Genomic DNA, 18,132 nt, shown 5'->3' on the forward strand with positions numbered 1-18,132 from the left:
TTTGCCGCTCGTCCGGCCACACTGCCTTCCGATACGGTTTTGGACGGCCGTCATGAATCAACGACTAATGCTCGACCGGACGTACGTACGAGAGAACCCCGACGAGGTTCGCGACGCCCTCGACAATCGGGGCGCCGACGTCGACCTCGACGAGATTCTCGAGATCGACGAACGGTGGCGAGAACTGAAAGCCCGTGGTGACGAACTGCGCCACGAACGCAACGAGATCACCGACCGGATCGGCAAACTGGTCTCGGAGGGTAAACGAGACGAGAAAGACGAGGCTATCGAGAAATCGAGAGAGCTCAAGGCCGAAATCGAGGACGTCGAGGCGGAGGCCATCGAACTCCAGGCCGACCTCGAGCAGCGAATGCTCGAGATCCCTCAGGTCCCTCACGAGAGCGTCCCACTGGGCGTCGACGAACGCCACAACGTCGAGGATCGGCGCTGGGGATTCGACGACCTGCGTGACCTGCCCGAGGACGTGACGCCACACTACGAACTCGGCGAGGAGATGGACATCATCGACGAGGCTCGCGGAGCCAAAACGACCGGCTCCGGCTTCTACTTCCTCAAAGGCGACGGCGCACGCCTCGAGCACGCCCTGATCCAGTTCATGATGGATATCCACCGCGAACAGGGCTATGTCGACCTCTTCCCACCGGTGCCGGTCAAGAGCGAGTCGATGCGTGGCACCGGTCAGCTCCCCAAGTTCGCCGACGACGCCTACCGACTCGGCGGCAGCAACGAGGAGGAATACGAGGACGACGACCTCTGGCTCTGTCCGACCGCGGAGGTGCCGGTCACCAACATGTACGCCGACGATATCCTGCTCAAGGACGACCTCCCGCTGAAACACCAGGCCTACACGCCGAACTTCCGGCGCGAAGCCGGCGAACACGGAACCGAAACCCGCGGCATCGTCCGCGTTCACCAGTTCAACAAGGTCGAACTCGTCAACTTCGTCGAACCCGAGAACAGCTACGATCGACTCGAGGGCCTGCTCGACGAAGCCGAGGAAGTCCTCCAGCGACTCGGCCTACCCTATCGCATCCTCGAACTCTGTACCGGCGATCTCACGTTCGCCAGCGCCAAGACCTACGACATCGAGGTCTGGGCACCCGGCGACGACATGGACGACGGCCCCGACCGCGGCGGCCGCTGGCTCGAGGTCTCGTCGGCCTCGAACTTCGAGGACTTCCAGGCCCGCCGTGCGGGTCTTCGCTACCGGCCCGAGCGCCACGAATCGGCCGAGTACCTCCACACCCTGAACGCGTCGGGAGTCGCACTGCCCCGCGTGATGGTCGCGCTCCTCGAGTACTACCAGAACGAGGACGGCACGGTGACGGTTCCCGAAGCCCTGCAGCCGTACATGGGCGGTCAGGAAGTCATCGAGGGCCACGAGAAGGTCGGCGAGGCTGCACTGGGTGCCGGCGAACGCGAATAGCCGCTGTCTCGCGGAACTCGAGTCGAACCGACGCGTCTCCCTAATCGTATTGTAATTCGCGCTGGCGGCAGTGATCTCGTTTTCCAACGTCCTCGCGACGTAAGTTCGATGTGAATTTAACGGCACGAGAGGGGATGAAACCGTCTATTGTATGCTTTCGGCGGCTAATCCGAGTCAGCCAGACGGACTGTCTAACCACAAAGCATATTCCACATGCCTCTGACTGACTCGATAGGACGGTGGACAGCCGGGTAGGGGTACTCGCGGTTTCTGTCCACCGATTTATCACCCCTCGAGAGACACGTCTGTCCCCGTTTAGTGGTTCTTCGCGCGAGTCTGAGCTGTGACGTCGCGCCGAACGCGATCCGGACTATCAGCGAAGTCGGCGTAAAAGACGCGAGTGGTGGTTTCTTCGAACGGTGCACGAACGAAGAGGGCGCACCGAAGAAACTACCGAGACCGTTAGATGTAGTCGATCGTTTCCGGCAGCTCGAGCTTCATGCCCTTGCGCTCGCGGATCTCCATGATCTTCTCGCGCTGGAGCGAGTCGGACATGACCTCGAAGCCGGCGTTTTCGGTGTTCCAGGAGGCACGACCCTCGGTCGCGGAGCGAATGTCGCTCGCGAATCCGATCATCTCGCCGACGGGTGCGATACCCTCGACGACCATGAGGTCACCTTCCTGGTACATGTCGTCGACGCGGCCACGACGACCCTGGATCTCGCCCGAGGCGGCACCCATGTGGTCGTTAGGCACGTCGATACGGACGTCCTGCATCGGCTCGAGCATCTTGATCGTCCCGTCGATCAGGGCGTTGTGAAGCGCCTGTCGGGTTGCGGGGATGACCTGTGCCGGGCCACGGTGGATGGTGTCCTCGTGGAGTCGAGCGTCGTGCAGACGGATGAGCGTCCCCTGGACTGGCTCGTTCGCGAGTGGGCCGTTGTCCAGTGCTTCCTCGAACCCTTCGATCACCAGCTCCATCGTCTCGTTCAGGTGCTGGATACCCTTCGTCTGGTCGAGCAGGATGTTCGTCCCGTGGATGTGCTCGACGTTCTGGGAATCGTCTTTCTCCATGCCGGCGTCCTGCAGGGCCTCACGGCGTTCCTGCTCGGGCATGTCCATCGACGCCTCGCCGAGCTGGATCGTCTCGACGAGTTCGTTCGCCATCGGTTCGATGGAGATGTAGAAGCGGTTGTGGCGGTTCGGCGAGATACCCTCGACCTCCGCGCTCGCTTCCTGGGGCTGTTCGCGGAAGACGACGATCGGTTCACCGGTGTTGACCGGGATCCCCTGGTTCTTCTCGATACGCTGGGTGATGACCTCGAGGTGAAGCTCACCCTGTCCGGAGATCAGGTGCTCGCCGGTGTCCTCGTTGATGTTGATCTGGATCGTCGGGTCTTCCTTGGAGACCTGACGCAGCGTCTCGATCAGCTTCGGCAGGTCGTCCATGTTCTGTGCCTCGACGGACTTCGTAATGACGGGCTCGGAGATGTGTTCGATCGACTCGAACGGCGTCATCTCCGTGCTCGAGACGGTCGAGCCGGCGATGGCGTCCTTGAGGCCGGTGACGGCTGCGATGTTACCCGCAGGTACCTCCTCGACTTCCTCGCGTTCGCCACCCATGTAGATGCCGACGGACTGGACGCGGTTCTTGCCCGCAGTCCCGGAGACGTACAGCTCCTGGCCCTTCTCGAGGCTACCCGAGAAGACGCGGCCGGAAGCGACTTCGCCGGCGTGTGGGTCCATCGCGATGTCGGTGACCATGAAGACGACCTCGCCGTCCTCGTCGACGAGGCGCATCTCCTCGGCGAGACCGGACTCGGCGTCACCACGCCAGATACGTGGCACACGGCGGGGCTGTGCGTCGACAGGGTTCGGGAAGTGCTCACAGACCATGTCGAGCACGACGTCCGACAGCGGCGTCTTCTCGTGAAGCTCCTGACGCTTGTCCGACCGCTCGAGTTCCATGATCTCGGCGAAGTCCATCCCGGTGCGCTGCATCGAAGGCATCGAGACGCCCCACTTGTAGAGAGCGGATCCGAAGCCGACGGTCCCGTCCTCGACGGAGACGGTCCAGTCGTCGACATCGTCCATGTCCTCGGTCATGCCGCGGATGAGTTCGTTGACGTCGCGGATGACGGCGAGGAGCCGCTCCTGCATCTCCTCGGGACCTTCCTGCAGTTCGGAGATCAGGCGGTCGACCTTGTTGATGAACAGGGTCGGCTTGACGCCTTCGCGCAGTGCCTGGCGCAGGACGGTCTCGGTCTGGGGCATCGCGCCTTCGACGGCGTCGACGACCACCAGTGCACCGTCGACGGCACGCATCGCTCGGGTGACGTCGCCACCGAAGTCGACGTGGCCCGGCGTGTCGATGAGGTTGATGAGGTGGTTCTCGCCCTCGTACTCGTGGGTCATCGAAACGTTTGCCGCGTCGATGGTGATCCCACGTTCCTGTTCGTCTTCCTCCGTGTCCATCGCGAGCTGTTCGCCGGCAGTCTCGTCGGAGATCATGCCCGCGCCAGCCAGCAGGTTGTCGGAGAGGGTTGTTTTCCCGTGGTCGACGTGAGCGGCGATGGCGATGTTCCGGATGTTCTCCGGTTCGTCCATCAGCCGTTCACACTCTTGGACGATCTTCTTGCGTCGGCCCATATACACCCTGTTACCGGTAGCGGGGTCAAAAGGGTAGTGTTTCGTCGTCGGGAGAATCCGACGCGTATCCCGGTTGGGACGCGTGAATATCCGGATTGCGTGAGGTAACAACACACATGAATCGGCAGCAGTTTCCGGAAACACCGCTTGTACGTCCCGTCTCGCGGCCTGCGCAACCGGGCGTAAGAGACATACTTCGAGGGCACTTGGTAGGGATACACATGGATATTCGCGTCCAGGGTCCAGGCCCAACCTCCCCGTTTCTCAGCGCCCGCGACCTCTTCGAAACCGAACACGACCTCTCGTTGCCGGTCTACGTTCGTCTGCAGGACGACCCCGACGAACGCACCTGGGCCGGCCACTACGACGACCGCCACGTCCTGAACATCTCGAGACAGGCCGCCTCGAGCGCGATGGCCCGCGAACTCGCCCTCCACGAGTTCGCACACATGGCCCGGTACGAACAGGAACACCCCTCCCACATCCAGTCGACCGAGGAAGTGCTCTTTCTCGCGCTGGCCGGCAAGAGCGTCGAACGGCGCAAACTCTCCCACTGCTACCAGATCGCCAACCACATGAAAGACATCTACGCCGACGACATCACGCTCGCCGTCGGCCCCGGCGAAAAACTGCTCGCCTATCTCGAGTCGAGTCTCGCTGCCGCCGTCGCTGACCGTCCCGACACCCCTTCCCGGCCGGGCCTCGAGCGACTCTCCGCGAGCGCCGACCCCGACATCACGGCCGTCAACGCCGCGTTCGCGCTCGCGCTCGCGGAACGACACGGCCTCGTCACCGACGAGAGTCACCGACTGTACGACCTCGCACACGCCGCCGCACTCGACGCCCCCAACGTCGACTTCGAGGGGTTCAAGCGCCGCTTCCGGGAACTCGCAGCGGATCCCGACTCGAGTAGCTACCGGCAGGTGCTCGTCGACGCGACGCGGGACTACGTCGGTGGGGAAGGACCTGCGGCGGACTGATTCGAGAGTGGTGGACGGCCCCGGGTGATCCTGACTTCGATGCTGCGGAGGAACCGGTCTTGAGATCCAGACGGTCTGTTTTCGTCAATTGAGTGCTCATTAGACACCACGTCAGTCCTGCGGGTGTGACACTCGACATCGCAGTGTTGGTCCATGTCGTACGTCGACCAACGTCGTTCGTCACGAATTATATTCATTAGATTTCTAATATTCTCGTAAAATGCAATGTCCGATGATAGTCACGGACGGTTGAATCTCGACCGACGAACGTTACTTAAACGAACGAGCGCCGCATCTGCCGTTGCACTTCTCGGAGCGACCGGAAGTGCTGTCGCAACGGACGACCTGCAGGAGGGTGTAGTAAACGAGGTCTCACTCGATACTGACGGGTACGACGATCTGGAAGAAGCTTCGATAATCTTTTTGAAACGTAAAGAGCGCGAAATCGTCCGCACTAAAATCCATTCGGCGCACGAAGTGAACCCGGAGGGAGCAGACGAAGACGCCGATCCAACGAAGGTTAGTTACAGCCTCTCTTACGACGATACGACCGGAGTCGAAGTCACTGAAGCGCAGGACGTGGCTCGGCTGGAAAGCGGTGATTTCACGCTTGAGCGGACCGAGACTACGACGACTCTGACGGAGCATTTGCGTGATAATTCGCTACAACAGAGTGACGACGTTAAAATAAACATCCCTGAGGAACCGGAACTTGGAAATCTCGGTGACGCGGCAACGTGGGTTCAAACCGAATCGAGCGAGTGTGGTCCTCTTGCTCGAACGAACCTCGCGATTGAGTATACGCCGACTAGCGGTGATTACGATATCGACGACTCTATTGGCATTTTCGAAACGGCTGACGGGGAGACGTGTGACGGCGAAGAGTTCGGCGATCGGTTCCCCTGTAGTGATCTTCCGCCGGGAGTCGACTGTGATATTCCGGATGCATTCAACACGACGTGGCACGTCGACAGCTCAGACGACTCTCTTACGTCTGCGGAAGCTGAATACTACAACAATGATTTCCCCATCATTCCGGAATCGACCGCTGATCACAGTCAAGATACGTGGTTTGATGGGAACGAACTGAACGTGGAAGGAACAGTTGATCACTCGGGTACACTTGGGTTCCGTACAATAATTGATTTCCTCTTAGGAAGTGACGCTGGCGTCCTCTTTTACTGATTTCCCTCCGATTTTCGAGAAGTCACCTGACTTCCCGAGACATTCTGTGTCTCGTGTTTGATACCCATCCTCGAGCTTTCGGCTTACACGTTTTCCGTATCTGCGTACGCAGCGAAGACATCTTCAAGTGATGCACGTTCGGTCTCGAAATCGATGACGTCGATTCCAGCTTCTTCGAGAGCGACGAGCACGTCGGTTCGAACGCTCGCGGATTCACAGCTGACAATCACTCGGCTCTCGTCGACCCACGCATCTTCGACGCCCTCGACTGCCATTACGGCGTCAGGAACCGATACAGGCCCGTCCGCCAATGTGATGACGAGCCGTGGCCCTCCGTCGATACGGGCCTGAAGTTCCGAAACGGATGCTTCGGCGACCATCGTCCCTTCAGAGATGATGCCGACTCGATCACAAATAGTCTCGACTTGGGCAAGCTGGTGCGACGAAACGAATACAGTGGCTCCGCGCTCGTTCTGTTCACGGATCAGTTCTCGGATGCGAGCTGCGCCGCTCGGATCGAGTCCGGCGATCGGCTCATCCAAAATTAACAGGTCGGGCTCGCCGACAAGCGCCATCGCAAACCCAAGCCGACGGACCATTCCCTGTGAGTACCCATTTGCCTTTTGTTCCGCAGCATCTAGTAATCCAACGCGTTCGAGGACGTCTTCAGGGTCAGTGTCGACTCCGCGAACCGAACACGCGAACTCGAGATGTTCGTATCCCGTGAGATTCGAGTATGGTGTAAATCCCTGTGGGAGAGCACCCGTTCGGGACTTCACTGCAAGTTCGTTTGACTGTACGTTCCGACCGAAAACGCGAACTGTTCCATCAGTTGGACGCAGGAAGTTCAACAACAAGCCGATGGCTGTCGTTTTTCCGGCACCGTTCGGACCGAGAAAGCCGTATCGTTCTCCGGGATGGACCTCAAGTGAGAGGTCCGAAAGGGCAGTAATGTGACCGAACGTTTGAGTTACTGACTCGAACTCTATTGCGGGAGTATCGTTTGTCATTGTGAATTACGTAAGTGATAGCCGTCGGAGTCTGTTGTACGTGATTACCAGCGGGACGAAAATCCACAACCCGAGGACGCAGACGGCGACCGGCCAAGAAAGATGTAGCGGCACCGCGGCTACCTCCGCGATCTGTGTTCCGACAACGGTGGTACCGAAGCCGTCGATATCCTCGTGGGGCGCGAGGTGGACCTTCGGGATGATTTCTTCGTAGGGGGCCGAAGCAAGTATTAGATACGCCTGTCGTGGGTCGACACTATACGCGTCAGGGAATAGCCCAAGAGCGTTAACGGCGATTTCGTGCCAGTTGAACGTGAAGCCGATAAACACCGTGAACACTGCAGCCGCCACTCGTCGTGGCGTCGCGAATAGCGACGACAGAGCGAACCCAATACTCAACCAGACGAATCCGTACCCGATCGTCGCCGCGGAGAACGCGGCGTAGAATCCGGCTTGGGCCGTCTCGAATTGAACGAGAATCGTTATCCAGCCGACGAGGAGACCAGTACCGATCACGGCTGTAAGAATGATTCCTCTGCCAAGCAATGTTCCAATTAGTATGGCCGCGCGCGAACAGGGAAATGCAAGTACGGTTTTGAGTTGTCCGGTCGCTCGAGGAGTAACGACCGCTCCGTACCCGAGCACTAAGCCCAGTAGCGGAACGAGGAACACAAACGAATTCACGTGGAACGTATAACTCATGAACCCGTACACGGCGTAGACGGCATCGTACGTCTCCGGATATTCGAGGAACGTATACCGGCTGCCTCTTCCTCCTTCACCTTCTACGGGGCGAATACTGCTTACAATTCGCCAAGCAGAGAACCCGAAGAAAGCGATGAACAGAGCAACTAGCCGCGACCATCGAAACTGGCGAATTTCCATCTTGGCGATTGCAGCCGTTATTCTCGCTTGTGCGACTGTGTCTGCCGGTGTCGTCCGACCAGACCCATCGGACGAGTCGACGAAAGGAGCCAACTTCACGACAGAATCACCTCCCGTCGAAATCCGAGGTATCCGATCGCGAGTGGACCGCAGATCCAGGCAAAGAGAACGAGGATGGCAACTGGTCCCGTTACGAACAACAACAGTGTGTCCGGTGATTGGCTTCCGCTCGAGAGGGCGACTTCGAGTGATGGATACATCGTGTCGAAGAGTGTTGCAATCACCGTTGAATATCCGTGAAACGGATGTCCGACGATTGCCAGTGGGGCAGACCCGAGCGTCCACACTGCGCCAAATACAAGTCCGAAATAGCCCACAATCGCGCCGCTCAATGCGTGTAACCGACTGGAAAGAAGTGAAGACACGGCGATAGCGATGGAGACGAGCGCAGTGCCGAAAAGCACAGTCGGAACACTTGCCAGTAAGTGGCCGTACGGTGACGCCATCATCGGATTCGTTACGAATATCCCGAACAATCCGGCAAGGACGCCGACAAAAATAATTCCTGAAAAGACGAGTATTCGCGCGAGCGCCTTTCCAATGTATATATCGAATCGAGTTACCGGAAGTGATCCGAGTACCGTAAGCGTCCCGTCATCTCGTTCTGAGGCAATTGTGCCGTAACCGAAAAGGAACGCGAACAGCGGAAGCAAAACGACATAAATGTCGATGCCGTGAAACCAGTAGGCGGCTGAAACCGTGTGCCCTTCCTCGAGAACGACGAAGGTTGCCCCTTCGGACGACCCGATCGTATCTTCCGAAACCCATACAATTGGTGCAACGAAAGCAACGAACACGGCGGCAGCAATAACGCGATTTGTCGTCGATCGACTGATCAACTGGCACTCAAGTAGAAACACTTGATACGGCCGGCGGAGGTCGTAGTTCCTCGGCCACCTCTTCCAGTAAGTTTTGTCCGAACACTTATTTGAAACTCTCCAACGTTCCATTAGCCGTAATCTAATTTGAATATAGTGTAATAAAACTATACCGATTATAATATATCTTTTGAGGGAATTGCCATCTAACGCAGGATCTATATTCAAAAATTAGTCGATGAAACAACGGTGGCATTTTTGCGATACTTTTCATAGAGTGATGCTCCCCACGTTCGGAATTGATCGTGGTTTCCAAAAACAATTCCGTGAACTGTACCGTGCTCATCGTAGACTAGCACAATTACGTGATCGTCCGTACGAACGAGACCGATCGGCTCTGTGGGCCCATCGTATACGTATATTACACCATTGAACGCAGTAGAAAGGTCGATCACGCTGCTGGATCGGATGCCTTCTAATCCGGCTGATCCGATAACCAACTCGACTGACTGGTGTTGCTCCAAGACTGTTCGATGCGCATCAAGGAATTGCTGTGTAACGGTCGGTGCGAACGTGTATACCTCAGTTGCGGATTGAACAATTTCGATAACTTTCTCGAGTGGCCCGTTCGGATATCCTGATTCTCGAATATTCACTTCACACTGCATAAGGATTTCTGCAGGGATATCTTCGAAGCAATTTGGCGCATATTTAGCAATCGTGGTTAACCTTTGAAGGTGTTCTGCACGCTCGATCTCCTCAATAAAATCAGTCATAGCCGCTTCTACGAGCGATACAAGACAAATTTGGTTATTTGATTGCTGAATCCACCCTTCCTTTTCGAGCTGGTTCAGATTACGTAGGATCGTCCGTCGTGTCGCATCGATGTCGCTTCGAGTTCCGAAACCGTCTTCGGTGACTGTGTGAGCGCTCGCAATATCTCGTACCGCGCTGATGAACCAAATAGTTTCGCGAGTGCGACACCACCACCCATATCTATCAGCTATATCGTAAAAATGTATATTCTTTAACCCTAATTGAATAAACCGATGATACTACGAATAGCAGAACACAAATAAAGTGATTGGGGATATCACACTTTTCAGTCGCATCACTCCTGTCCGTCGGGGTTTTGAAATAAATTGGCGTTATAGAATGGTTCCTTCAAGATCAACAGCGACGGCTCGACGTTGAGATTTTCAAACGCCGATTCCGGGAACTCGCAGCGGATCCCGACTCGAGTAGCTACCGGCAGGTGCTCGTCGACGCGACGCGTGACTACGTCGGCGGCGAGGGCCCTGCGGCGGACTAACGGGGAGTGACTATCGATCTAGCACGGATCGATAATATCCGAATCGGGATCGTCTATCGCGCCCATAGTCAAATCCGGATTGCCATTTTCATCTTCGAATACGTAAACGACGGCTCCGAGAGGATCGGCGTCGAATTCAGCCAGGTTCCAGCTTCGCAACCACTCGTCGTCACCGTCGAACCGACCCTGAACGGTGTACGAAACCTGTTCGGGTCCCCAGCGACAATCGAACACGGATTCCCAGAACTCCTCTTCGTTTACCGTCCGTTCTGCGACAACGTTTCCGTCGTCCACGACACGGATCTCGATAGGCGGAGGGTCGTCGACAGGGTCTATTGCATGACGACGGCAGGTAATCCAGGATAACTCGACACCGGTCTCGAGACGGGACGTACATCCTGCTGTACTGATCGTCGAACCCGCTCCGAGCGAGACCAATAGTTGGCGGCGTTTCATGTTCTCACCGAAATGTGGGTGGATGAGTATTTCCTGAAACTATATTTGTCATTCGAAAGCAACGCTGTCGCTACTGGTCCGCGAAAAACGAATAAGAAACCGCGTAGTTAGCGTGCGGCAGCCGCGACGCGCTCTTTCTCCTCTTTCTGACTGACGGCGTACGTCTGGACGTCGTAGTTGGCCGCGCCGATGAGCTGGCTCGCGATCGCTTCCTCGACGGACGTGGCCGTCTTGAACGAGTCGTTGTGAACGCCTTCGGCCAGGAACTTCAGTGCCTGGTCGACTCGGCGCTGTGGGGCGACGTCGACGGCCTTCGGGACGGAGATGCCACCGTACTTCAGGCGGACGGTCTCCTCTCGAGGTGCCGCGTTCTCGACGGCGGTCACGAGCACCTGGATCGGATTGTCCTCGGTGCGCTCGTGGATGATGTCGAAGGCGTCACGGACGTAGTTGAGCGTCTTCTGCTTCTTGCCCGTGTTCTCCTCGGTCTGCATCAGACGGTTGATGAAGCGCTCGACGATCGAGATCTGGGACTTCTTGAACTGCTTGCTGGCGTGTCGGCCAGCGGTGTGTGCGACCGGCGTCACCGTGATGTAACGCTCGGTCGAAGGGTCCGAATACTCGATCTCGCCGATCTCCCACTCGCCGAAGAGGTCCGCCGAGACGTCCGCACCGCCCGCGGGGGCGTCCGGGTCCGGCTGATCTTCTGCCGACATGGTTATCGCACCGGCTTCTCCGCGTTTCCGCGAACGAGTTCCTTCAGCGCGACGCCGTTGACCTTGTCGACCTTGTAGTTGACACCGGAGAGGTCACCCATCGCACGACCCTTCGCCCCACCGATACCGGCGATGGTCACTTCGTCGTGCTCGTCGATGAACGAGATGGCACCGTCACCGGGACAGAACGCGGTGACCTGCTTCCCGTTCTTGATCAGCTGCACTCGAACGCACTTTCGGATCGCCGAGTTAGGCTGCTTTGCTTCGATGCCGACTTTCTCGAGTACGATACCTCGACCCTGTGGTGCGCCCTCGAGCGGGTCGGACTTCTCGCGAAGCCCACGGGCGCGGCGCGCGTAGTCAGAGTCGGACCACCGCTGGTTCTGGCGGTCCTTCTTGAGCTTGCGCGCGGCGTATTTGCCGTTTGCCATAGGAGCCGCTATCCGTCGGAGCCACTTAAGCGACCCGTTTCGAATCGGCGTTACGGCTCGAGAGCGCTCGAGGTACCCCGCTCGAGGGATCTGAGCGCGTTTCACGAATCGAGTTACGGCCGGAGAATCGGTTAGCGTCCCTCGGAAACCGAGAGGTTTCCGAACGCGGGGAGACCGTCTCAGCCCGTACGTTCGACCAACAGCGACCGATCGAGGTCTCCAACGGAGTCGCGTCCGGAGAGCCCCATCGTCAGGTCCAGATCCGCGAGGAAGTTCCGACAGACCTCCCGGACGCCGTCCTCGCCGTCGATCGCGAGCCCGTAGGCGTACGGTCGTCCGAGAAGGACCATCTCCGCACCGAGTGCCAGCGTGACGACGGCGTCCGCGCCGCGCCTGATCCCGCTGTCGAACAGTACCGGCGCGTCGCCGTACCCCTCCGACTCGAGGTGATCCACTACCCGCGGCAGCGCCTCGATCGCCGGCAGCGCGTTGTCGACCTGTCGCCCGCCGTGGTTCGAGACGATCACGCCGTCCGCACCCGACTCGAGCGCCAGTACCGCATCCTCGTGGTGGACGATTCCCTTCACCAGGATCGGGAGGTCCGTCAGTCCGGCGAGCCACTCGAGGTCGTCCCATGTGAGCGAGGCGTCGCCGAAGACGTCGACGAACTGCATGACGGCGCTGTCCTGGTTCTCCTGGGGGTCGCCGCCGACCAGATCCTCGAAGACGGGGTCGGTGAAGTAGTTGCCGACGCCCTCGCCGTCGAGGAAGGGGAGATAAGCCTGTTCGACGTCGCGTTCCCGCCAGCTGATGACGGGCGTGTCGACGGTGACGACGAGCGCGTCGTACCCCGCGTCCTCGGCACGCTCGACGAAGCTCTGCGTCAGGTCGCGGTTCGAACTCCAGTATAACTGGAACCAGGCGGGCTCGTCGCCGACGGCTTCGGCCACGTCCTCGAGCGGGTCCGTCGCGGCCGTACTCTGGACGAACGGCAGCCCGAGGTCGGCGGCGGCCCGCGCTGCTCCCGTCTCTGCCTCCTCGTGGAGGATCGACTGGACGCCGATCGGTGCGAGGCCGACCGGTGCCTCGTACGTCTCGCCGAATAACTCGACCGAGAGGTCCCGGTCCTCGACCCCCTGTAACATCCGGGGAACGATCCGCCACTTCGAGAACGCCTCGCGGTTCTCGCGTTCGGTCCGTTCGGCGCCCGCACTACCGGCGACGTAAGCGTAGGCTTCGGGCTCGAGTGTCTCGCGTGCTTCGGCCTCGAGGTCTTCGAACCGTGGCGGTAGCGTCGGCGTTCTATCGGCCAGCATCCCCTCGGTATAGACTTCTACCAGCCGTTCGCGACCGTACGACGGCGAGTTCGCGTCGTTGCTCATGAGCCCGGGATTCGAAACCCGGCGGAAAATAGGTTGTGGTGAGTTACCACGCAGCTCGTTTGGTTACACGAGCCGAACGTCGTCCACGCTAAAGGGGTGTATTGTTCCGATAACGAAGCACAGGGAATTCGAGCGTATCAGTACGACCTGTTGTTGACGAGGTACTTCTGTGAACATCACGACACCGATGTAGCCGACGGTGAATAGTCGATATCGTTCCGTCGGACACGACCGAGGATGGCTAAATCAACTGGATGTCGTCGATCCCGAAGTGCCGATCGACCAGCCGCCGGGCCGCGTCGATCGTCCGGCCGTTCGAACCGATCGCGACACCGCGGTCCTCCTGGGCGACCTCGACGTAGGCGACCGTGTCCTCGTTCTCGCTGATCGTGACGTTGTACACTGCGGCGGGCGCGAGGGTGTTCGCGACGAATGTCTCGGGGTCGTCGGCCCCTTCCACGAGTCGAACCGGCATACCGACCCGTTCCTCGAACCGTGAGACGGTTCGCCCACCGGGACCGATCGCCTCGCCGATACGGTCGTTTTCGACGACGATCAGCAGGCGGTTCTCGCTCTCGCCAGTGACGATGCAATCCCGACCGTTTACCCCCGTCACGTCTTCGAACGCGGCGAGGTACTGGCGGGTGTCGTCGTCGAGCGTGACACCCATCTATTAGTCGGCCTGACCGCCGGCATCGCCGCCGGAATTGATCGATCCCATCCGCAGATCCACGTCGCCCGTTCCGAGCTTGATCGGTTTGCCGACGATGACGTTCTCGGTGACGCCGTGCAGTTCGTCGACCTCGCCGTGGATCGCAGCGTTGAGCAGGTGGTTGACCGTCACCTCGAACGCCGCACGCGCGAGGACGGACTCCTTCGAACCCGAGATACCGTGGCGACCAATCGACTCGATCTCGCCGCGGTTGGTCATGATGTCTGCGACCAACATCAGGTGCCGGACGTTGACGTCGTCCAGACCCTGCTCTGCGAGCGTGTTGTTCGTCTCCTCGATGATCGCCTCACGAGCGGCCTCGATGCCGAGGTTGTGGTGGATCTCGTGGATGTTGTTACACGTGGTCCGGGAGGCGTCGACGCCCTCGATATCGAGTACGTCGCCGAAAGCCGATCCTTCAGTGTAGAGGACGAACTCCTCGCTGCCGTCGTCCATCTCTTCCCGTCGAATGACGACGCGGGAGATGTCCTCGATCCCCTTGAACGTGATGTCGCGCAGTTCCTCGACGAGCTGGAGCAAGTCGCGATAGGACGGTTCCTCGGGGCCAAACTGGATCTCGGTTCCCTGCTGGACCGTCTCCACGCCAAGCGAGTCCTCGATGATCTCGGCGACTTCCTCCGGTTCGATCATCCGCTCCTCTAAGGTGTCCTCGTTGAGCGAGATCTGAACGCGCATGTCCGCGACGTTCGTCGAGACGTCACCCAGCGCGAGGATCTTCGTCGCCTCGATGTTCCAGACGACCTCGTGGGCCTTCTCGCGCTCGGTGGCGTACTCGTCCTCGAGGTGGACCGTCATCATCGGCGTGTCCGGGGTCTTCCGGGCGTCGACCAGCTCGATCAGCCGCGGCAGCCCCTGGGTCACGTCAATCTCTGCGACCCCCGCGTAGTGGAACGTGTTCATCGTCAGCTGCGTTCCCGGCTCCCCGATGGACTGGGCCGAGACGGTGCCGACGGGGTCGAGCGGTTCGACGCGCGTATCGACGTAGCGCGTCTCGACGGCCTTCGCGAGTTCGTCAGCGTCTTCGACGGTCGCGTCCTCGCGGCCCTCGAGTTCCTCGTAGACCTTGTCCTTGAGTCGCCGTGGGAGGTCGGCGTCCTCGACGACTGCGATCGTGTCGTCGTCGACGTCGTACTCGACTTCAGTCATCGGAGGTCACCTCCGGTCCGTCGACGGAGAGACGATCGTCCGCATGCTCCGAGAGGTTCGTCGGTCGCGGCCTCGAGCCGAGGAACTCCTGTTTGTCCTCTTCGGAGTCGAACTCGGAGTCGAGCACGCGGTCGGCGATCTGTGCGACGTCGATATCGTTGTCCTCGCCGGAGGAAACCTTCACGGGCGAGGTGCCGTCTTCGCCGAACTCAAACTGGACGATGGTGTCCGACGTGTCGCGGACGGTGCCGTCGTACTGGGTCTCGAGTTCGGAGAGGGCGTTGATCAGTCGGCGCTGCAGATACCCGGACTTGGAGGTACGGACTGCAGTGTCGACCAGCCCCTCGCGGCCGCCCATCGCGTGGAAGAAGAATTCCCGTGGGGTAAGGCCCGAGGTGTAGGAGTTCTCGACGAACCCGTGTGCCTCCGCGGAGAGGTCGTTCTCCGCGTAGTGGCTGAGCGTCCGGTTCTCGTAGCCGCGGTTGATTCGCTCGCCTCGAACTGCCTGCTGGCCGACACAGCCGGCCATCTGGGTCAGGTTCAGCATCGACCCACGCGCACCGGACTCGGCCATGACGACCGCCGGGTTGTCGTCGGTGAAGTGTTCGTCCGCGATGTTCCCGGCGTTGTCACGCGCACGCGAGAGCGTCTGCATGATCTTCATCTCGAGGGTCTCGTCGATCGTTCGGCCCGGCAGGGACTCGAGTTCGTTCCGTTCGTAGGCCTCGATGAGTTCTTCGACGCGGTCGTAAGCGTCGTCGATCGTCTCGTTGATGCGGGCCTGTGCTTCCTCGGGGATGGTCTCGTCGTCGATGCCGATCGAGAACCCGAAGTGCATGATCGAGCGCATCGCGAGCGTCGAGACCTCGTTGATGAAGATCCGGGCGCGGGTCTTGCCGTAGATCTTCGTGATGGTGTCGACGATTTCTCCGCCGAACTCGCCGACTTCGTCCTCGGCGATGGTGCCCTCGATCAGCTGGCCGTCTTCGATGACGACCTTCTCGCCGACGGTGCCCGTGAACTCGAGGTTGAGGTCGTCGGGCAGCAGCTCCGAGAAGACGTCGTAGCCGGTCCAGAACGGCTTGTCCTCGTCGTCGATGCCGCTGGGTTCGGGCAGTTCGTCGATGCGGGTTGCCCGAAGTAGGTCCAGCGCCTGGGTCTCGTTGAACCGTGGATTGTCGTGGGTCAGCAGGTAGGTGCCGGAGATGTGGTCCTGGATTGCGCCGATGATGTTCTCACCGAACCGTGGCGAGAGGATCTGTTCTTGCACGCGCATGAGGACGCGGGCCTCGGCGCGGGCCTCCTCGTTCTGGAGGGCGTGCATGTTCATCTCGTCGCCGTCGAAGTCGGCGTTGTACGGCGGGCAGACGACGGTGTTCAGCCGGAACGTCTTGTACGGCATGACCACGACCTCGTGGGCCATGATCGACATCCGGTGCAGCGACGGCTGGCGGTTGAAGATGACGATGTCGCCGTCGATGAGATGGCGGTTGACCTCCCAGCCGGCTTCGACCTTCTCCGCGAGCTGTTCGCAGTTCTTCTCGGTCACCTTCAGTCGGCGACCGTCCGGTCGGCGGACGTAGTTCGCACCGGGGTGACCCTCGGGGCCGTTGGAGACGAACCGGCGGGCCTTCTCTACGTTGCGCTCGGTGACGTTCATCGTCTGGGTCATCTCCTTGGCCACGCGGTCCGGGACGCCGACCTCGTTGAGCGAGAGTGTCGGGTCCGGCGAGATGACGGTACGTGCCGAGAAGTTCACGCGCTTCCCGGACAGCGAGCCACGGAAACGACCCTCCTTCCCCTTGAGACGCTGTGAAAGGGTCTTCAGCGGGCGACCGGAGCGGTGTCGCGCCGGCGGCGTTCCCGAAATCTCGTTGTCCATGAAGGTGGTGACGTGGTACTGCAGCAGTTCCCAGAGGTCCTCGATGATCAGCTGTGGCGCGCCGGCCTCACGATTCTCCATGAACCGCTGGTTGATCCGGATGATGTCGACCAGCTTGTGGGTGAGGTCGTCCTCGCTGCGCTGGCCGTTGTCCAGCGTGATCGACGGCCGCGCCGTCACGGGCGGTACCGGCAGCACGGTTAGGATCATCCACTCGGGCCGGGAGCGTTCGGGGTTGATGCCGAGCACCTCGATGTCCTTGTCCGGAATGTTTTCGAACCAGTCCCGGATATCGCTCGGCATCAGCTTGTTCGTGTCCTCCTCCGTGAGGTCGATGTCCAGAGCTTTCTCGATGGCCTTGCGCTGGCTCTCGCGGGGTCGGAACGAGCCCGAGAGGATTTCGTTGACCCGGCTGAGGTCGATGTCGGTCTCCTCGGCGAGTTCGTCCGGCGACATCCGCTCGGCGTCTTCGGCCTGGCCCTGCATCGCGGCGGCGATGCGCTGGGAGTACTCGCTCGTGAGCACCTGCTGGACCTCGTAGTACGTCGTCGGCTTTTCGTGGTCGATGTCGTACTGAATCTCGCCACAGAACGGACAGCGGTCCTTCTTGCGTGCCTGCCGGATCGCGGCCTTGGTGACGTCGTTCAGGTCGCGACTGAGCTTCCGGGCCTCGTCGATCTGGCCGTGGAACTCCTCGCGTTCGTCTTCGGTCAACAGCAGCCGGGAACACTCCCGACAGGTTCCCCGAAGCAGCCGCCGAATGAGCTTCGTGAAGCCGACGTGGATCACCGGCGCGGCCAGTTCGATGTGACCGAAGTGGCCGTTACACGACCCCGAGTGCTTCCCGCAGGTCTTGCACTCGAGGCCGGGGTCGATGACCCCGAGCCGCGGATCCATCAGCCCCATGTCGATGGGGAAGCCGTCGTCGTCGTAGGTGTCCGCGGTGATGATCTTCGTCGCGCTCATCTCCCGGTACTCCTCGGGCTCCATGAGCCCGAAGTTGATCGCTCCGATGTCTTTGGGTGTGGTGTTTCGCATTG

General features: G+C 59.8%; 15 protein-coding genes and 1 pseudogene. 5 read left to right on the top strand and 11 right to left on the bottom strand.

Annotation, left to right across the window (positions count from 1 at the left end; genetic code table 11):
- Positions 1–67 precede the first annotated feature (67 nt).
- Positions 68–1,447 (top strand): serine--tRNA ligase, encoded by a 1,380-nt coding sequence (serS, locus tag BLR35_RS00750; protein ID WP_090375900.1) that lies wholly within the window; start codon positions 68–70, stop codon positions 1,445–1,447.
- A gap of 462 nt (positions 1,448–1,909) precedes the next feature.
- Here the strand turns inward: serS and BLR35_RS00755 are convergent, their stop codons facing one another.
- Positions 1,910–4,096: an elongation factor EF-2 gene (locus BLR35_RS00755; RefSeq protein ID WP_090375903.1), complete on the bottom strand. Its 2,187-nt coding sequence runs from the start codon at positions 4,094–4,096 to the stop codon at positions 1,910–1,912.
- 221 nt (positions 4,097–4,317) lie between these two features.
- On the opposite strand from BLR35_RS00755, the gene BLR35_RS00760 reads away from it, so the two are divergent.
- Both BLR35_RS00760 and BLR35_RS00765 read left to right on the top strand, forming a co-directional pair.
- Positions 4,318–5,076 (top strand): DUF5781 family protein, encoded by a 759-nt coding sequence (locus tag BLR35_RS00760; RefSeq protein ID WP_090375906.1) that lies wholly within the window; start codon positions 4,318–4,320, stop codon positions 5,074–5,076.
- A 225-nt stretch (positions 5,077–5,301) separates the two neighbouring features.
- A complete protein-coding gene (locus BLR35_RS00765) occupies positions 5,302–6,261 on the top strand; it encodes a twin-arginine translocation signal domain-containing protein (protein ID WP_090375910.1) in 960 nt (319 codons plus the stop codon).
- Positions 6,262–6,344: 83 nt separating this feature from the next.
- On the opposite strand, the gene BLR35_RS00770 is transcribed toward BLR35_RS00765, so the two are convergent.
- The 4 genes from BLR35_RS00770 to BLR35_RS00785 form a co-directional block, all read right to left on the bottom strand.
- Entirely contained in the window at positions 6,345–7,271 is a 927-nt protein-coding gene (locus BLR35_RS00770) for an ABC transporter ATP-binding protein (protein ID WP_090375914.1), read from the bottom strand.
- Positions 7,272–7,277: 6 nt separating this feature from the next.
- Positions 7,278–8,255 carry an ABC transporter permease gene (locus BLR35_RS00775; protein ID WP_244510161.1) on the bottom strand — a complete coding sequence of 326 codons (978 nt, stop codon included), beginning with the start codon at positions 8,253–8,255 and terminating at the stop codon, positions 7,278–7,280.
- Positions 8,252–9,166, bottom strand: coding sequence for an ABC transporter permease subunit (locus BLR35_RS00780; RefSeq protein WP_244510162.1), 915 nt, complete (start codon positions 9,164–9,166; stop codon positions 8,252–8,254). Before BLR35_RS00780 ends, BLR35_RS00775 begins: the two co-directional genes overlap by 4 nt.
- 92 nt (positions 9,167–9,258) lie before the next feature.
- Positions 9,259–9,810, bottom strand: coding sequence for a transcriptional regulator FilR1 domain-containing protein (locus tag BLR35_RS00785; protein WP_090375918.1), 552 nt, complete (start codon positions 9,808–9,810; stop codon positions 9,259–9,261).
- Between the two features lie 407 nt (positions 9,811–10,217).
- Here BLR35_RS00785 and BLR35_RS20905 point away from each other — a divergent pair.
- Both BLR35_RS20905 and BLR35_RS20145 read left to right on the top strand, forming a co-directional pair.
- Positions 10,218–10,346 (top strand): annotated as a pseudogene (locus tag BLR35_RS20905) (DUF5781 family protein); the annotation flags it as partial.
- Between the two features lie 6 nt (positions 10,347–10,352).
- Positions 10,353–10,712, top strand: coding sequence for a hypothetical protein (locus BLR35_RS20145; RefSeq protein ID WP_139169220.1), 360 nt, complete (start codon positions 10,353–10,355; stop codon positions 10,710–10,712).
- A 197-nt stretch (positions 10,713–10,909) separates the two neighbouring features.
- On the opposite strand, the gene BLR35_RS00800 is transcribed toward BLR35_RS20145, so the two are convergent.
- From BLR35_RS00800 to BLR35_RS00825, 6 genes are all read right to left on the bottom strand, one after another.
- Positions 10,910–11,518 carry a 30S ribosomal protein S7 gene (locus tag BLR35_RS00800; RefSeq protein WP_090375925.1) on the bottom strand — a complete coding sequence of 203 codons (609 nt, stop codon included), beginning with the start codon at positions 11,516–11,518 and terminating at the stop codon, positions 10,910–10,912.
- Between the two features lie 2 nt (positions 11,519–11,520).
- Entirely contained in the window at positions 11,521–11,949 is a 429-nt protein-coding gene (locus tag BLR35_RS00805; RefSeq protein ID WP_005580585.1) for a 30S ribosomal protein S12, read from the bottom strand.
- A 179-nt stretch (positions 11,950–12,128) separates the two neighbouring features.
- Positions 12,129–13,331: an alpha-hydroxy-acid oxidizing protein gene (locus tag BLR35_RS00810; protein ID WP_090375927.1), complete on the bottom strand. Its 1,203-nt coding sequence runs from the start codon at positions 13,329–13,331 to the stop codon at positions 12,129–12,131.
- Positions 13,332–13,572: 241 nt separating this feature from the next.
- A complete protein-coding gene (locus BLR35_RS00815; protein ID WP_090375930.1) occupies positions 13,573–14,001 on the bottom strand; it encodes a NusA-like transcription termination signal-binding factor in 429 nt (142 codons plus the stop codon).
- 3 nt (positions 14,002–14,004) lie between these two features.
- Positions 14,005–15,210 (bottom strand): DNA-directed RNA polymerase subunit A'', encoded by a 1,206-nt coding sequence (gene rpoA2, locus BLR35_RS00820; protein ID WP_090375933.1) that lies wholly within the window; start codon positions 15,208–15,210, stop codon positions 14,005–14,007.
- Entirely contained in the window at positions 15,203–18,130 is a 2,928-nt protein-coding gene (locus tag BLR35_RS00825) for a DNA-directed RNA polymerase subunit A' (protein ID WP_090375936.1), read from the bottom strand. Before BLR35_RS00825 ends, rpoA2 begins: the two co-directional genes overlap by 8 nt.
- Positions 18,131–18,132 lie beyond the last annotated feature (2 nt).

It is taken from the genome of Natronobacterium texcoconense (assembly GCF_900104065.1).
GTDB lineage: Archaea > Halobacteriota > Halobacteria > Halobacteriales > Natrialbaceae > Natronobacterium > Natronobacterium texcoconense.

Coding starts and splice junctions, on each gene's coding strand:
- BLR35_RS00780 (WP_244510162.1), bottom strand. CDS start 9,166: ATGGAACGTTGGAGAGTTTCAAATAAGTGTTCGGACAAAACTTACTGG.
- BLR35_RS00810 (WP_090375927.1), bottom strand. CDS start 13,331: ATGAGCAACGACGCGAACTCGCCGTCGTACGGTCGCGAACGGCTGGTA.
- BLR35_RS00815 (WP_090375930.1), bottom strand. CDS start 14,001: ATGGGTGTCACGCTCGACGACGACACCCGCCAGTACCTCGCCGCGTTC.
- BLR35_RS00825 (WP_090375936.1), bottom strand. CDS start 18,130: ATGCGAAACACCACACCCAAAGACATCGGAGCGATCAACTTCGGGCTC.
- BLR35_RS00770 (WP_090375914.1), bottom strand. CDS start 7,271: ATGACAAACGATACTCCCGCAATAGAGTTCGAGTCAGTAACTCAAACG.
- BLR35_RS00765 (WP_090375910.1), top strand. CDS start 5,302: ATGTCCGATGATAGTCACGGACGGTTGAATCTCGACCGACGAACGTTA.
- BLR35_RS00755 (WP_090375903.1), bottom strand. CDS start 4,096: ATGGGCCGACGCAAGAAGATCGTCCAAGAGTGTGAACGGCTGATGGAC.
- BLR35_RS00800 (WP_090375925.1), bottom strand. CDS start 11,518: ATGTCGGCAGAAGATCAGCCGGACCCGGACGCCCCCGCGGGCGGTGCG.
- BLR35_RS00785 (WP_090375918.1), bottom strand. CDS start 9,810: ATGACTGATTTTATTGAGGAGATCGAGCGTGCAGAACACCTTCAAAGG.
- BLR35_RS00805 (WP_005580585.1), bottom strand. CDS start 11,949: ATGGCAAACGGCAAATACGCCGCGCGCAAGCTCAAGAAGGACCGCCAG.
- rpoA2 (WP_090375933.1), bottom strand. CDS start 15,210: ATGACTGAAGTCGAGTACGACGTCGACGACGACACGATCGCAGTCGTC.
- serS (WP_090375900.1), top strand. CDS start 68: ATGCTCGACCGGACGTACGTACGAGAGAACCCCGACGAGGTTCGCGAC.
- BLR35_RS00760 (WP_090375906.1), top strand. CDS start 4,318: ATGGATATTCGCGTCCAGGGTCCAGGCCCAACCTCCCCGTTTCTCAGC.